The organism is Actinoplanes sp. NBC_00393, from assembly GCF_036053395.1.
GTDB lineage: Bacteria > Actinomycetota > Actinomycetes > Mycobacteriales > Micromonosporaceae > Actinoplanes.
The window spans coordinates 10323262-10338618 of record NZ_CP107942.1 but is presented as its reverse complement, the minus strand read 5'-3'; the positions used below and the strand labels follow the sequence as shown (position 1 = coordinate 10338618).

At 71.9% G+C, this 15357-nt stretch carries 10 protein-coding genes; 3 read left to right on the top strand and 7 right to left on the bottom strand.

The features are described 5' to 3' along the window. The first annotated feature begins 23 nt into the window (after positions 1-23). The 3 genes from OHA21_RS48005 to OHA21_RS47995 are packed head-to-tail and all read left to right on the top strand — an operon-like array spanning position 24 to position 4812. Positions 24-1064 carry an AAA family ATPase gene (locus tag OHA21_RS48005; RefSeq protein ID WP_442875033.1) on the top strand — a complete coding sequence of 347 codons (1041 nt, stop codon included), beginning with the start codon at positions 24-26 and terminating at the stop codon, positions 1062-1064. A 2-nt stretch (positions 1065-1066) separates the two neighbouring features. Beyond that, a complete protein-coding gene (locus OHA21_RS48000; protein ID WP_328478986.1) occupies positions 1067-2365 on the top strand; it encodes a DUF58 domain-containing protein in 1299 nt (432 codons plus the stop codon). After that, positions 2362-4812: a transglutaminase TgpA family protein gene (locus tag OHA21_RS47995; protein ID WP_328467082.1), complete on the top strand. Its 2451-nt coding sequence runs from the start codon at positions 2362-2364 to the stop codon at positions 4810-4812. Before OHA21_RS48000 ends, OHA21_RS47995 begins: the two co-directional genes overlap by 4 nt. Before the next feature lie 979 nt (positions 4813-5791). Here OHA21_RS47995 and OHA21_RS47990 read toward each other — a convergent pair. From OHA21_RS47990 to OHA21_RS47960, 7 genes are all read right to left on the bottom strand, one after another. Next, complete coding sequence (locus OHA21_RS47990; protein ID WP_328467080.1) at positions 5792-6184, bottom strand: DUF3040 domain-containing protein; 393 nt, start codon at positions 6182-6184, stop codon at positions 5792-5794. A 243-nt stretch (positions 6185-6427) separates the two neighbouring features. Continuing rightward, the gene (locus tag OHA21_RS47985) at positions 6428-7606 is read right to left on the bottom strand and encodes an alkaline phosphatase family protein (RefSeq protein WP_328467078.1); all 1179 of its coding nucleotides are present in this window, start codon (positions 7604-7606) and stop codon (positions 6428-6430) included. After that, positions 7603-8343 (bottom strand): methyltransferase domain-containing protein, encoded by a 741-nt coding sequence (locus tag OHA21_RS47980; RefSeq protein WP_328467076.1) that lies wholly within the window; start codon positions 8341-8343, stop codon positions 7603-7605. The genes OHA21_RS47985 and OHA21_RS47980 overlap by 4 nt, the downstream gene beginning before the upstream one ends. A gap of 20 nt (positions 8344-8363) precedes the next feature. Further along, complete coding sequence (locus OHA21_RS47975) at positions 8364-8711, bottom strand: SSI family serine proteinase inhibitor (RefSeq protein ID WP_328467074.1); 348 nt, start codon at positions 8709-8711, stop codon at positions 8364-8366. Between the two features lie 64 nt (positions 8712-8775). Next, positions 8776-12132, bottom strand: a complete 3357-nt coding sequence (locus OHA21_RS47970) for an error-prone DNA polymerase (RefSeq protein ID WP_328467072.1) — start codon at positions 12130-12132, stop codon at positions 8776-8778. Beyond that, entirely contained in the window at positions 12132-14189 is a 2058-nt protein-coding gene (locus OHA21_RS47965) for a DNA polymerase Y family protein (RefSeq protein ID WP_328467070.1), read from the bottom strand. The genes OHA21_RS47970 and OHA21_RS47965 overlap by 1 nt, the downstream gene beginning before the upstream one ends. Positions 14190-14727: 538 nt before the next feature. Next, positions 14728-15129, bottom strand: a complete 402-nt coding sequence (locus OHA21_RS47960) for an SAV_6107 family HEPN domain-containing protein (protein WP_328478984.1) — start codon at positions 15127-15129, stop codon at positions 14728-14730. Between the last annotated feature and the right edge of the window lie 228 nt (positions 15130-15357).

Genomic DNA, 15357 nt, shown 5'->3' with positions numbered 1-15357 from the left:
CATACACGACTTGGAGGAGGCCCGTGACAACGCCGACCTGGGGCGAGCCGGCAGGCCCGCTGACGAGCGCCGAGTTCGGTGCCGCGACGCAAGCCATCATGGCCAACATCGAGCAGGTCATCGAGGGCAAGAGCGCTACGGTACGACTGGCGCTCGCGGTGCTGCTTGCCGAAGGGCACCTGCTCATCGAGGACGTGCCGGGTGTCGGCAAGACCAAGCTGGCCAAGGCGCTCGCCCGCTCCATCGACTGCTCGGTCCGCCGGATCCAGTTCACGCCCGACCTGCTGCCCAGCGATGTGACCGGGGTCAGCGTCTACAACCAGGAGACGCGCGACTTCGAGTTCAAACCGGGCGCCGTCTTCGCCAACCTGGTGGTCGGCGACGAGATCAACCGGGCGTCGCCGAAGACGCAGTCCGCCCTGCTGGAGTGCATGGAGGAGCGGCAGGTAACCGTCGACGGCACGACGTACGAGTTGCAGGCGCCGTTCATGGTGGTCGCCACGCAGAACCCGATCGAGATGGAGGGGACCTACCCGCTGCCCGAGGCGCAGCGCGACCGGTTCACCGCCCGGATCGCCATGGGCTACCCGGACCCGCGCGCCGAGCTGGCGATGCTCGGGGCGCACGGCGACCACGACCCGCTGAACGATCTGCGGGCCGTCGCCGACGCCGCGCTGGTCCGGCGGCTGATCGAGACGGTCCGGCACGTGCACGCCGCCGACGCCGTCCAGCAGTACGCGATCGCTCTGGTCACCGCGACCCGCGAGGCGCCGGAGATCCGTCTCGGCGCGTCCCCGCGGTCCACCCTCCAGCTGATCCGGACAGCCAAGGCGGTGGCCGCGCTCGAGGGCCGCGACTACGTGCTCCCCGACGACTTGCAGGCGCTGGCCGTGCCGGTCCTCGCGCACCGGATCATCCCGACCGCGGACGCCCAGCTCAACCGGCGGACCACGGACACGATCGTCTCGGAGATCGTGCACCGGCTGCCGTTGCCGCACGACCGGTCCCGCAACCCGTACGACACCCGGGACGGCCGCAGCTCGTACGAGTCGCGGGGGCGTTGACGATGCGAGAGGCGCTGCGGGGTCTCACCACGCGCGGCCGCTCGTTCCTGGCCGCTGGCATCGCCGCCGCGGTCTCGGCGCTCATCCTGGGCGAACGCGACCTGCTCCGGGTCGCGGTCCTGCTCGGCGCGCTGCCGCTGCTGGCCGCGTGGTACGTCGGACGCAGCCGGTACAAACTGGCCTGCACCCGGTCGTTGGAGCCGGCCCGCACCCCGGTCGGCTCGAGCGCCCGGGTGATCCTGCGCCTGCAGAACCTGTCCCGGCTGCCCACCGGCACCATGCTGCTGGAGGACCGCCTGCCGTACGCGCTGGGCAGCCGGCCCCGGGTGGTGCTGGAACGCCTCGGCGCGCACCAGGCCAGCTCGGTGGCGTACACCGTGCGTGCCGACGTGCGCGGCCGGTACCCGATCGGCCCGCTCATGGTGCGGCTGACCGACCCGTTCGGGCTCTGCGAACTCACCCGGTCCTTCCCCAGTGTGGACCGGCTCACCGTGATTCCGCAGGTGGTTGCGCTGCCCCGGGTCCGGCTGGCCGGCGAGTACGCGGGCACCGGCGAGAGCCGGGCCCGTTCGGTCGCGGTGCACGGCGAGGACGACGCGGCGACCCGGGAGTACCGGCGCGGCGACGACCTGCGCCGGGTGCACTGGCGGTCGACCGCGCGTACCGGTGAGCTGATGGTCCGCCGCGAGGAACAGCCCTGGGAGAGCCGGGCCACCGTGGTGCTCGACACCCGGCTGAACGCACATCGGGGCGAAGGCCCGACGGCCAGCTTCGAGTGGGCCGTCTCGGCGACCGCCAGCATCGCGGTCCACCTGCGGCAGGCCGGGTACAAGCTGCGGCTGGTCACCGGCACCGGCGTGGACATCGACGCCTCCGAGGCGGGCAACGAGGGCCTGATCCTGGACACCCTCGCGGACGTGAAACTCACCGCGAACGGCGACCTCTCGGTGCTGGTCGAACAGGTTCGGCGCCGGTCCGACGGCGGACTGGTGATCGGCCTGTTCGGCGAGCTCACCGTGGCCGAGGCGGAGCTGCTCAGCGGCCTGCGCGGCAACGGGGCGAGCTGCATCGGGTTCGCCATCGACAGCTCGTCCTGGCTGCCGCTGACCGACGGCGACCGTCAGGACGCGGACCGGGAGAACAGTGCCGCGTCGCTCGCGCTGGTCCGCAGCGGCTGGCGTTCGGTCCCGGTCACGCACGGGGCGACACTGCCCGCGCTCTGGCCGTCGGTGGGCCGCGGGTCGCAGGGCTTCGCGTACCGGGCGGCGATGGCCGAGACCGTCAGCGGGGTGACCCGATGACCGGCCGGCGTCGTCTCGGACTCGTCGCGGCGGCTGCGACACTGCTCGCCGCCGCCCCGCTCTCGGCGATCTTCGACTCCTGGACCTGGCTGCTGCAGAGCCTGCTCACGGTGCTGCTGATCGCCGGGGCGGCGGTCGGTGCGCGTACCCTCCGGTTCCCCACCTGGGCGCAGACCCTGTGCATGGTGGTGGCGCTCGCACTTGCCCTGACCTGGATCTTCCCGAGCGGCAAAGAGATCCTGATCCCGCAGCCGGCCACGTTCGCGCACTTCGCGGACCTGATCCAGCAGGCCGGTGAGGACACCCGGTCGTACGGTGTGCCGGTGCCGGACCGCGACGGCCTGCACTTCGTCACCGTCCTCGGCATCGGCGCGGTCGCCATCCTGGTGGACCTGCTGACCGCGGTGTTCCGCAAGCCCGCCCTGGCCGGGTTGCCGATGCTCGCGATCTACTCCATCCCGGTCGCCGTCTACCTGGACAGCGTTCCGGTGGTGCCGTTCATCATCGGCGCGGCCGGCTACATGTGGCTGCTGGTGGCGGACAACGTCGACCGGGTACGCAGGTTCGGCCGCCGCTTCACCGGCGACGGCCGGGACGTCGACGTCTGGGAGCCGTCCCCGCTCGCCGCGGCCGGCCGCCGGATCGGCGTGATCGGCGTGCTCGTCGCGGTGCTGCTGCCCCTGGCGGTGCCGACGGTCAGCGGTGGCCTGCTCTCCCGGCTCACCCAGAGCGGCACCGGCGTGGGCCCCGGCATCGGCGGCCCCGGCGGTGGACGGATCAACCTGTTCGCGGCGCTCAGCGGCCAGCTCAACCAGTCCGCCACGGTCAACGTCATCAAGGTGACGACCAACGAGCCGGAGCCGTTCTACCTGCGGTTCGCGGTCGCCGACGTGCTGACCACCGACGGCTTCGGCAACGAGGCCCCGAAGGGACAGTCGCTCGCACAGGGACTGCCCGATCCGCGCGAGGCGGCCTCCCGGGCAGCGCTGGCCCAGTTCCGCGCCGAGGTGGAGGTCAGCGACGCGCTGCAGCAGAGCATGGCGCCGCTCTACACCTATCCGACCGAGGTCAGTGACCTCAACGGCAACTGGTCGTACGACCGGAACCAGCAGGTGCTCTTCTCCGGGCGTACGACGACCGGAGAGCAGAAGTATACGTTCACCTACCAGCGGCCCCGGTACAGCCGGGCGGACCTGCGGACCGCGCAGCCGCTGGAGCCGGGCAACCCGCTGCTCCGCTACACCGAGTCGCCGGACGATCCGGCGGTGGAGCGCCTGGTCAAGGGCCTGATCGCGGACCAGGAGACGGAGTACGACAGGGTCCGGGCGATCTACGAGCACTTCTCCCAGAAGAACGGCTTCCGGTACGCCATGGTCGCCGAGTCGGCCGGCAACACCACCGACATCTCCGCCTTCCTGAAGAACAAGTCCGGCTTCTGCCAGCAGTACGCGGCGGCGATGGCATGGATGGTCCGGGTCGCCGGGATCCCGGCACGGGTGGCGTTCGGCTTCACCCGGGGCACCTCGCTCGGCAACGGGGCGTACCAGATCTCGAACAAGAACGCGCATGCGTGGACCGAGGTCTACCTGGACGGCTTCGGGTGGGTGCCGTTCGACGCCACGCCCGCGGGCGGGGTGGTCGGGTCGACGCGTACGCCGTGGGCGCGCAACGTCGACGAGCCCGAGCCGACGGCCTCCGCCTCGGCGGGCGCCACCGACCCGGAGACCGAGTCCTCGGCGGCGCCGAACACGCCCAACCGCCCCGACCAGGGCAACGACGGCGGCAGTTCGGTGATCGACGACGGCATCGTTCCGGACGACGGCTCGTGGACCGGCGCGATGATCGCCGGCGGCGTGGCGCTCGCCATCGCCCTGTTGCTGATCCCGGCGATGCGCCGGGCCCTGCTGCGCCGACGACGACACTCGGTCACCGTGGGCGCGACCGCCACCGCGGTCCCGGCAGGCGGATCCGGGCCGGCCGGCTCGATCACCGACATCGTCGTGACCAGCGATTCGGTACGCGCCCGCGCCGACGCCCATGCGGCCTGGGACGAACTGATCGACACGATGATCGATTTCCGGGTTCCGGTCGATCCGACGGAGACGCCGCGGCACACCGCGCAGCGGTTGATCCGGGAGACCGAGCTGGCCGGCGACGCGGCCGAGGCCGCAACGTTGTTGGGCACGGCCGAAGAACGAGCCCGGTACGCGCGACAGCCGCTCCAGGGTGCGGAACTCACCGCGGCGCTCGGCCGGATCCGGACCGGCGTGGCCGGCTCGGCCACGTTCCGGACCAGGATGCGGGCCCTCCTGCTGCCGCCGTCGGTGGTGCTGAGCTGGCGCCTCGCAGTCGCCGAGTGGTCCACCCGGGCCGCGGAGGCGATGACCCGCATGCGGGACTCGTTGAGCCGCTTCAGCCCACGCCGGCTGCTGAGCCGGGCCCGCTGAAAGATTCCCGAGCCCGCTGAACACACCTGAACAGCACTGAGCGCCAGCCACGCCCCACCGGCTGGCGCTCGGTGCTGCCCAGACCGCCCGCAACCAGCCCTGACCACCAGCCCGCCCCCCAGACGCCAGCCCCGTATCCCGGGCTGACGCCCAGCGCTGCTTAAAGGGCTGGGAAGCAACCGTCACCGTCAGCCGACCCGCCCAGCTGACACCCAACGCTGCCTCAAACGCCCCGAAGCAACCGCCACCGTCAGCCAACCCGCCCAGCTGACACCCAACGCTGCCTCAAACGCCCCGAAGCAACCGCCAGCGTCAGCCGACCCGCCCGGCTGACACCCAACGCTGCCTCAAACGCCCCGAAGCAACCGCCACCGTCAGCCAACCCACCCAGCTGACACCCAACGCTGCCTCAAACACCCCGAAGCAACCGCCACCGTCAGCCAACCCACCCAGCTGACACCCAACGCTGCCTCAAACACCCCGAAGCAACCGCCACCGTCAGCCAACCCACCCAGCTGACACCCAACGCTGCCTCAAACGCCGCGAAACAACCGCCACCGTCAGCCAGCGCAGCCGAGCTGGCACTCAGGGCTGTTTGGGAGGTTGCGGAGCAGCCAGCGCAGCCGAGCTGGCACTCAGGGCTGTTTGGGAGGTTGCGGAGCAGCCAGCGCAGCCGAGCTGGCACTCAGGGCTGTTTGGGAGGTTGCGGAGCAGCCGACCGACAGCATCAGCCCGGCGGCGGACCGCATGCGGGAGAGGCTGCGGAGCAGCTGGGCGGCAGCATCAGCCCGGCGGCGGAGTGGCGTGCGCGAGTGGCTACGGCCCAGGGGCCGCGAGCGGCAGGACGCGTAGGCGTACCACGAAAAAGCCGGCAGCGAATCACCCCGGCCGGATGAAGCGGGTTTCGCGTGACGACACGACGAAGGCGGCCGTAGGCCGGCCGCCTCGTCAGGAGCCGGCCTGGCGCCGGCTCAGCGGGTCAGCGATGTCCCTCCGGGCGCTGCCGCCACCGGTCCTCGAGCCTGTCGATGAGGCCGCCCTTACGGCCGCCTCCCTGCCGTGTGCGCCGTGATGCGGTGCCGCCGACCGATTTCAGGTCGGGGGCCTGGCTGCGGCGCCGCGACTGCATCGCGAAGGCCGCTGAGCCCAGCATGACGACGAAGCCGGCCACGCCGAGCGGCGTGTTCTGGCTCACGGTCCCGTAGACGACGAGAGCGAGTCCAAGGACGATCACGAACGCGGCGATGAGGAGCCGGCGCCGTGCATGGAAACGCGGGTCGCTGGCCCGCACAGCCGAGGCGAACTTGGGGTCCTCGGCAAGCGACCGCTCGATCTGATCGAACAGCCGCTGCTCGTGCTCCGAGAGCGGCACGGCATTCCTCCCCGGGCGCATGTCCGGCCCCGTGGTGGGGTCGGGGTGGTGCAGGTGTGGTGAAACGGGGCAGCCCTCGGCTGCCTTATCACGCAAGTCTACGAGCGGGTTGGCGGGTCGGAAAGCCGGACGACGGCCGAGTGCGGGTGATTTTCCGTGCCCGGAAGATCGGTTCGTCGCAAAAGACCGGATGGCGGAGCGGTCCGGTGCTCCAACACACGTGCTCAGGGCGGGTACGACGGGTCAGCGCACGATCAACAACGGAACGGTCATCTCGGCTGCGGTGACCGACCCGTGATAGGCCACGAGGCGTCCTGCTTTGTCCGGCTCCCAGCCGGAAGCGACCGACACGGCCCGTCCCTGACAGATCACCACGACGTCGCCGATCCGGTTCGCATGGGCCGGCGGCACCGGGCCGAACCAGCCCTCGCTGATCGCCTCGTCCCGGGCCAGCACGCGCGCGTCGCGGCCGAACACGCCGCGCCAGTTCGCCAGGACGGTGTCCAGGGCGCCGTCGGCGGCGTACAGGTAGCGGACCCGGGGTTCGCCGGCCACCCCGATCACGCCGTCGCTCAGGGCCGGGATGTCGGCCATGTCGTAGCGGCCGCCCTCCGGGATGTTGAGCTGGCCGTGGTCGGCGACCACCAGCAGGGCGGCGCCCGGCGGCAGGTCGTGGACCAGTTGGTCGAGGAGGTCGTTCACGCCGCGGGCCGCGCGGCGCCAGTTCTCCGAGCCGACGCCGTCCTCGTGGCCGAAGTGGTCGAGGTCCGGGTGGTAGCCGTAGACCAGGGCCGGGCCGGGGCCCGCGCTCAGCGCCGCGATCATCCCGGCGGCGACGGCCGGGCCGTCACCGGCGCCGTGGTAGACGCCGCCGCGGTTGGCCGCCAGGCTGAGGCCGCTGCCCTCGAACGCCGGCCGGCTGACCACGGTGACCCGCACCCCGGCGGCCACGGCGGTCTCCATCCAGGTGGGCACCGGCTGCCACTGCCGCGGGTCGGGGTCGTCGCCCCAGAAGATGTGGGTGAGCACGCCGCCGTCCGGGCGGCGCACGGTGAACCCGAGGATGCCGTGCGACCCGGGCGGCACGCCGGTGCCGAGCGTGACCAGGCTGACCGGCGTGGTGGAGGGGAAGCCGGCGGTCAGCGTGCCGGCGTGACCGCGGCCGCCGGCGGCGAGGTCGGCGAGGACCGGCGCGTGCGGGGCGGCCAGCGGCAGCTGATAGGCGCCGAGGCCGTCGACCAGCAGCACGCCGATCTTGTCGATGCCGTCCAGGCGGGCGGCGAGGCCGAGGACGTCCACCGCGCCGGGCACGCCGAGCACGGCACAGGCGCTGGGCAGCAGGTCGGCCAGGCTTCCTGATCCGTACGCCGGGGACAGCGTCCGCAACGCGTCGGGGTGCAGGCCGTCCTCGGGCGTGCTCATGCGGTGCGACGAGCGAAGAGGTGCAGTTGGGAGGCGATGTCCCGGAACGGCGGGCGCGAGCTCAGCGCCAGCTCCAGCTCCAGGACGGCCTGCGGGTCCTCCTCGAGCACCGCGGCCGGCAGCAGGTCGGCGACCACACGTACCCCATGGGTCTCCTCCACCTGCAGACCCGCGGCCTGCAGGAGGGCGGTGGCGCTGTCCGCGTCGTACCTGCGCAGCAGGGTGTCGCGCGGCCCGGCGCGCCCGGCCGGGTCGGTGACCAGGGCGGCCGCCGCGTGCAGATGGCCGTTGACGGCCCGGCCGAGGATCGCGGCGGCCCGGCTGGCCACCAGCAGGCTGACCGCGCCGCCGGGACGCAGCGCGGCGGCGATCGCCGACACCACCCGGGTGGGTTCGTCGACCACCTCGAGCACCGAGTGGCACAGGATCAGGTCGGCGCTGCCGGGCGCGACCAGGCCGGCCAGCGCGTCGCCGTCGCCCTGCACGGCACGGACCCGGTCGGCGACGCCCGCATCGGCGGCGCGCCGGGTCAGGGCGGCGAGCGCGTCCGGGCTCGCGTCGATCACCGTGACGGTGTGGCCGGCCTCGGCGAGCGGCACGGCGAACCCGCCGGTCCCGCCGCCGACGTCCAGCACGGTCAGCTCCCGGCCGGCGTGCCGGTCCAACTCCCGGCGGAGAACCGCCCAGACCGCCGCGGTGCGGGCCGGCCTGCCGGTACGCGCAGATGCAGTTTCCACCAGGGCAGACTAGCCCTGACCTAGAAGTCGAAGAGGACACCCGTCGCGCGGTTCATCTCGCAGGTGTTGCCGTAGGTCTGCGTCCATTGCACGGACCGCCCCCGCCACGTCCCCTTGAGCTCGGCTTTCACCGGCTGGTAGAGCAGCACACACATGGAGTCGCCCGGCTCCAGCTTGCCCGGGTCCGCACCGGCCTTCCGCAGCATGGTGCAGGCCTGGGCGGGTTTGGGGTGACCGCCTCCGACCGGATCGCAGGTCAGTTTGACGGCCGCCGCGAAGCCGGCGTCGGCCTCGTAGGTCAGGGTGAGGTCGGCACGGGGCGCGGGACCGCCCACCAGCCCGGCAGACATCGCGACAAGGCCGATCATCGTATGAATCATGGTGCACCCCCGGATCGTTTCGGAGTGCACCCTATACCGCGAAAGGTGCAATTCACCGGAAATCGCGAGACGCGGGGGTCACCGGTGGTGTCACCTCCTCGAGCCGGTCGGCCACCAGGTTCAGCACTCCCTCGGCCTTCTCCAGCCGGCCCCGGACCAGCAGGGCGGTGCTGCTGCGAGCCACCCGCCGATAGCGCTGCCAGAGCCCCGGCGAGCAGGTCACGTTGAGCATCCCGGTCTCGTCCTCCAGGTTCACGAACGTCACCCCGCCCGCGGTGGCCGGCCGCTGCCGGTGGGTGACGATCCCGCCGACCCGGATCCGGGTGCCCGCCTCCACCTCCGGCAGCCGGTCGATCGGCAGCGCGCCGGCCTGCTCCAACTCGGTCCGGATGAACCGCGCCGGATGCGTGTCCGGCGACAACCCGGTCGCCCAGACGTCCGCGACCAGCTCGTCCACCTCGCTCATACCGGGCAGCATCGGCGCGTCCGTGCCGGTCACCGTGCCGGGCAGACGGTCCGGTTTGTCCAGGGCGGCCGCACCCGCGGCCCAGAGCGCCTCACGGCGCGAAAGACCGAAACCCGCAAAAGCATCGGCGGTCGCGAGGGCCTCCAGGTGGGCAGTCGAGCATCCGGTACGCCGAGCGAGATCCGTCATCGACTTGTACATCCCGTTCGCCTTGCGTTCCTCCTCGATCCGCTCGGCGAGCTCGGCCCCGATCGTGCGGACACTGGACAGCCCCTGCCGGACGGCCGGACCACCGAGTCCCCAGGCGTGCGGCGGTTCCCCCGGCTCGCTCTTGCGGCGGGTCTGCGGCGTGGTCTCCAGGGTGGCCGCCGCGTCGCTCAGGTTGATGTCCGGCCGGCGCACCTCGACACCGTGCCGGCGGGCGTCGTCGACCAGCGTCTGCGGCGAGTAGAAACCCATCGGCTGGGCGTTGAGAAGGGCCGCGCAGAACGCCGCCGGGTGGTACCGCTTCAGCCAGGCGCTCGCGTAGACCAGGTAGGCGAAGCTCATCGCGTGGCTCTCCGGGAAGCCGTAACTGGCGAAGGCGGAGAGCTTCAGGAACAGGTCGTCGGCGAGTTCGCCGTTGATCCCGTTCGCGGCCATCCCGTCGTACAGTCGCTTCTTGATCTTCTCCATCTTGGTGATGGAGCGCTTCGCGCCCATCGCGCGCCGCAGCTGGTCGGCCTCGGCCGCGTCGAAGCCGGCCACATCGATCGCCAGCTGCATCAGCTGCTCCTGGAAGAGCGGCACGCCGAGGGTCTTGGCCAGCGCGTTCTCCATCAGGTGGTGCGGCACGAGGGGCGGCTCGAGGCCGTTCTTGCGGCGGATGTACGGGTGGACCGAGCCGCCCTGAATCGGACCGGGACGGATCAGCGCCACCTCGATGACCAGGTCGTAGAACTTGTCCGGCTTGAGGCGGGGCAGCGTGGCCATCTGGGCGCGGCTCTCCACCTGGAAGACCCCGACCGAGTCGGCCCGGCAGAGCATCGCGTAGACCTCTTCGTCGTCGAGCGGCATCGTGCTGATGTCCAGCTCGTCCTCGATCATGTCGTAGGCGTAGTGCAGCGCCGACAGCATCCCGAGCCCGAGCAGGTCGAACTTGACCAGGTCGACGGCGGCACAGTCGTCCTTGTCCCACTGCAGGACCGTGCGGCCCGGCATCCGCCCCCACTCCACCGGACAGACCTCGATGATCGGCCGGTCGCAGATCACCATGCCGCCGGAGTGGATGCCGAGATGCCGCGGGAAGGTCTGCACCTCGTTGGCAAAGTCGATCACCTGCTGCGGGATGTCCTCGTCGGCTGCCGCCACGTCACCCCAGCGGTCGATCTGCTTGCTCCAGGCGTCCTGCTGGCCGGGTGAGAAACCGAACGCCCGGGCGATGTCGCGCACCGCCGACCGCGGCCGGTACGAGATCACGTTCGCCACCTGCGCGGTGTGCTCCCGGCCGTACTTCCCGTAGACGTGCTGGATGACCTCCTCGCGCCGGTCCGACTCGATGTCCACGTCGATGTCGGGTGGGCCGTCGCGTTCCGGGGCGAGGAAGCGCTCGAAGAGCAGGCCGTACTTCACCGAGTCGACGTTGGTAATCCACAGCGCGTAGCAGACCGCGGAGTTGGCCGCTGATCCGCGCCCCTGGCAGTAGATGTTGTTTTCCCGGCAAAATCGGACTATGTCGTAAACGACGAGGAAATAGCCGGGGAAGCCGAGTTCCTCGATCATGCGCAGTTCCTTCTCGATCTGCGCATAGGCCTTCGGGTGATGCTCGCCGTACCGTTTCCGGGCGCCGTCCATGGTCAGCTCCCGCAGCCAGCTCATCTCGGTGTGCCCGCTCGGCACCGGGTAGTCCGGCAGCCTCGGCGCGACCAGATCCAGGTTGAAGGCGAGACCCTCACCGAACATCGCGGCGTTCGCCACCGCTTTCGGGTAGGCGGCGAACCGGCGGGCCATCTCGTCCCCGCTGCGCAGATGGGCGGCGCCGGCCCCGGGCAGCCAGCCGTCCATGTCGTCCAGGCTGCGCCGGGCCCGGACCGCGGCCAGAGCGGTCGCCAGCCGGCGCCGGGACGGGGTCGCGTAGTGCACGTTGTTGGTGGCGACCACCTCCAGCCCGCGGCTGCCGGCCAGGTCGAACAGGACGTCGTTGCGATCGTCGTCGTACGGGTCACCGTGAGCGGTCAGCTCCACCGCCACGTTCGGAGCGCCGAACAGGTCGACGAGGCGGTCCAACTCGTACGCCGCTTTCTCGATGCCGCCGGTGGCCAGCGCCTGCGGAACCGTGCCCTTGCGGCAGCCGGTCAGCACCAGCACATGGTCCTTGAGCACCTCGGCCACCTGCTCCACGTCGCCGTAGTCGGGTTTCCCCTTCTCCCCGCCCCGCAACTGGGCCTGCGAGATCACCCGGGCCAGCCGGGAGTAGCCCTCGTGTCCGTGCGCCAGAGCCAGCAGATGTACGCCCTCCGGGTCCGGCTCCCCGTTCTGCGGCCGGGACAGCCCCAGCGACAACTCGGCGCCGAAGATCGTCGGCAGGCCCAGCTCCCGGGCCGCCTGGGAAAACCGGACCACACCGTAGAAACCGTCATGATCGGTGACCGCCAGACCCCGCAGACCCAGCCGGGCCGCCTCCTCGGCGAGTTCCTCGGGGTGGCTGGCGCCGTCCAGGAAGCTGAAGTTGGTGTGGCAGTGCAATTCCGCGTACGCCGTGGTGCTCTCGGACCGCACCAGGCCGGGCGTGGCCTGGTAGGGCTGGCGTTTCCGGCTCCAGGCCGGTGAGTCGCCGCCGTCCCCGTCGATCGCGAGCGGATCCACCACCGGCTGGTCGTCGTTGACCGCCCACAGGTCCCTTTTCCGGCCGGACAGCGCGCCCTCCAGCTGTGACCAGGGGACATCCGGATTGTTGAAGCCCATCAGTCGTACACCGCTTCCACCAGCCAATGGCCGCTGGCCAGCGACAACAGCATCGCCCGCCCGCCGGCCAGCATCACCTGGAACCTGGCCTGCCGCCGTGCCTCCCCGGCCGCCCACCAGCGCTCGTCCACCGGCCACGGTCCGGCCCAGCCGACGATCTCGGCCGGGGCGCCGCGCTCCACAGTGACGGTCACCGGCGGCCCGCTCAGCTCGAGCCGGGCGCTCACCCCGACCGGCCGGCCGGCCGCATCGAGCACCACAGCCGGCGCCGGCCGGGCCGGAACCATCGCCGGCGCCGGCCGCGGCAAACGGCCCGGCCAGGGCGGCAACGCAATCTGCCGGGCGGCTTTCCGGCCGGGCCGCTTCGCCGGGCCGGGCACGGGCCACTCACCCTTTCCTGCTGCTTCCTCCCGGCCTTGCGGACCTTTCCCCAGCGCCGTCCGGCTGTGGCCGGACCGCCCACCGCGAGCCTCGGCCAGGCTGACCGCTTCACCGCCGGCCCGCGCACCGCCGGATTCCCTCAGCCCGCCGCCGGCCCGCGCACCGTCGGGCTCAGGCTCGCCCGGCCCGCCGCCGGGCTGCACTGGCCCGCTGTTAATGGGATCGGCCGAAATATCCGGGACCGATCGCAGGCGTGATCCCGGCGCTGCCCGCCCCGGCCGGAGCTGCACCACGGCAGCCAATTCCTCGCCTGCCTCATCCCCCGCCGCCTCGCCCTCGACCGCGTCCCGCCTGACCACTTTGTCCTCGGCCATCGACCTGACCAGGCGCAGAAGCGGCGCTGCGGGTCGCTCCGCGGCCACCGCGACGCGGGGAATCGGGTCGGCGTGGACGGCACCGGGCCGGGACGGCTCGCGCTCGTCCCCCCACGGCACCAACCGAATCTGATCATCCGCCGATCGCCCGCCACCGAGCACCGGAGTCACTACCGCGTTCGGACCGAGCAGACCCTGCACCCGGCTGAAGACCCGGTGCGCCCGGTCCCGCTCCGCACCGGTGTCACCCCAGAGGCCGGGCTGTAGTCCGAGATGGACCAGAACCCCGTCCGGCACCAGCCGCAACCGGACCAGCCCGGCGGTGGGCCGGTCCAGGACACCGCGCCGCGCCCCGGTGAGCCAGCCGTCCAACTGCCAGCGCACCCGGTCGGCGATGGCCGTGGCGGTGAGGGTGCCGTCGTGCCGCCACATCCGGAACAGCTCCTGGCCGTCCACAGTGACCGCCTCCACCCCGAGCCGGGTGCAGGCCAGCCCGTGCGCGGCGAGCCCCTCGTGCAGACGCTCGGCCAGCACCCGGCCGGCGAACGCGGCCACATCCACCCGCTCCAGCGGTTCGTCGTAGGTCTCCTCGACCGCCAGATCGAGCGGCGGCTTCCGTACCGCGAGCGGCCGGTGATCGGCCCCGCACGCCAGCCGGTGCGCCAGCGCACCATCAAATCCGAACCTGGTCAGCACATCCCCCGCAGGCAACGCGGCGAACTCACCGAGCGTCTTCACCCCCAGCCGTTGCAGCAGGTCAGTCAGGTCCGGCCTTTCCAGAGCCTCAACGGGTACGCCCGACAGAAAGCCCCGCGTCTCCCCCACCGGAACGATCCGCCCCGTCCGAGCCGCGATCCCGGCCGCGAAGACACCCTCCGCGATCCCGACCTGGCACTCCACCGCGCACGCCTGCGCGACCTGCTCGACGATCCGCTCGGCCGCCACTTCCTCACCGCCGAAATACCGGGCCGGCCCACGCACCGCAACCGCACACGCCCCCGCCCGGATCACCTCGACCCCGGCCACGACCTCCTCGATCGCCGCCACCACCGGCTCGAAGGCCCGGGCGTCCCGCCCCGGATCGTGCTCCACCACGGTCAGCCACGGACACCGGCTCTGCGCCTCCCGCCGCCGCAGCCCCCGCCGCACCCCTTCCCGCCGCGCCGCCTCCGAACAGGCCAGCACCCGGTTGTTCGACATCACCACGACCGCTTCTCCGGCCGCCACCCCATCCACAATCTCGGCAGCGACGATCGGCCAGTCCGGACACCAGACCAGCAACGTACGCACGCCCGCCTCCACTACGCCTCCACCAGCAGACCGCGCCCGCGCAACAAAACGTTGCGGCCCAGCGGGAGGCCGCGGCCTGACGGGAGGGCACGGCCTAGCAGGAGAGCACGGTCCAGCGGGAGGCCGTGGGCCGGGGTAAGGCGGGAGGGGTCCACCAATCGGAGGTGCTCAGGAAGAGAGGGAAGCGAGCCGACAGCAACCCGAACTCGGCACACCGGCTCCCAGCCCGGCACGCCGCTATCGGGGGCGGACTCCACTGCCAACCCGCTGTACCGAGATCCGCCCACGGTCAACCACCCGCAGAATGCAGAGCTAGCACCACATCGACCTCCTGCGATGCCGGAGAACGGCGGCAGCACTCGGGACAGCGGCCGCGATGCGGCGCGTGATCCCCCACGACATCGGCCGGGAAGCCCCGACGGCAGCCGAGAGCAGCGCGACCACGACGGCAACAGCCGAGAGCAGCGTGAATCCGCGATAACGGTCAAGAGCAACGCGGCCACCATGACAACGGACCCGGAAGCGGCGCGATCACGCCGGACGGTGGGCGTCAGGCGGCCAGGGGTGGCTGGTAGGACAGACCGAGGGAGGCCTCGGCCACGGTGACGAACTGCTCGGCTGCGCGCAGCAGGTCGTCGGCCTCGCGGGCGCTCACCACGCGGGGGATGCCGGCCTCGGCGGCGGCGCGCTTGCCTGCGCCGAGGGCGAAGTAGCCGGCCCAGTCGCTGAACTCGGGGGCCACCAGGACCAGCAGGGACCAGACGCTGGTCGCCCTGGTGCGGCGGCCGGGCGCGGACGGGCGGGCGCGGGCGGCCAGCAGAGCAGCGGCCGCGCGCAGGGCAGCCAGGTGGGCGGCCGCATATCGCAGGCCGTCTGGGGTGGTGTGCGCCGCCTCGTCCAGCCCCTGGCGGGCGATCGTCAGCAGCTGGGCCGGTGAACGGTGTGGCAGCATGTGCGCCGGAACTGTGGGCGCCTCCGCCCTGGTGGCGGCCGTGCCGATACGAGCCGGACCGGGAGCCGGCTCGAGGCCCGGGGCAGTGGTGCTCGCCATGGTTGTTTCTCCTCGCCTGTTCCGCATCCGACGTGAGGGGCCGAACCAGCCCGCGAACGGGCCGGCCGGGGCCGGAACGGGGCTCCAGCGGGCAGAGCCGGAGCCCCGTCGGGCAAACCGTGAAGCCTG

What these genes read in the sequence shown, in the direction of transcription:
- OHA21_RS48000 (WP_328478986.1), top strand. Translation starts at nt 1,067, where the DNA reads ATGCGAGAGGCGCTGCGGGGTCTCACCACGCGCGGCCGCTCGTTCCTG.
- OHA21_RS47995 (WP_328467082.1), top strand. Translation starts at nt 2,362, where the DNA reads ATGACCGGCCGGCGTCGTCTCGGACTCGTCGCGGCGGCTGCGACACTG.
- OHA21_RS47985 (WP_328467078.1), bottom strand. Translation starts at nt 7,606, where the DNA reads ATGAGCACGCCCGAGGACGGCCTGCACCCCGACGCGTTGCGGACGCTG.
- OHA21_RS47975 (WP_328467074.1), bottom strand. Translation starts at nt 8,711, where the DNA reads ATGATCGGCCTTGTCGCGATGTCTGCCGGGCTGGTGGGCGGTCCCGCG.
- OHA21_RS47970 (WP_328467072.1), bottom strand. Translation starts at nt 12,132, where the DNA reads ATGGGCTTCAACAATCCGGATGTCCCCTGGTCACAGCTGGAGGGCGCG.
- OHA21_RS47960 (WP_328478984.1), bottom strand. Translation starts at nt 15,129, where the DNA reads ATGCTGCCACACCGTTCACCGGCCCAGCTGCTGACGATCGCCCGCCAG.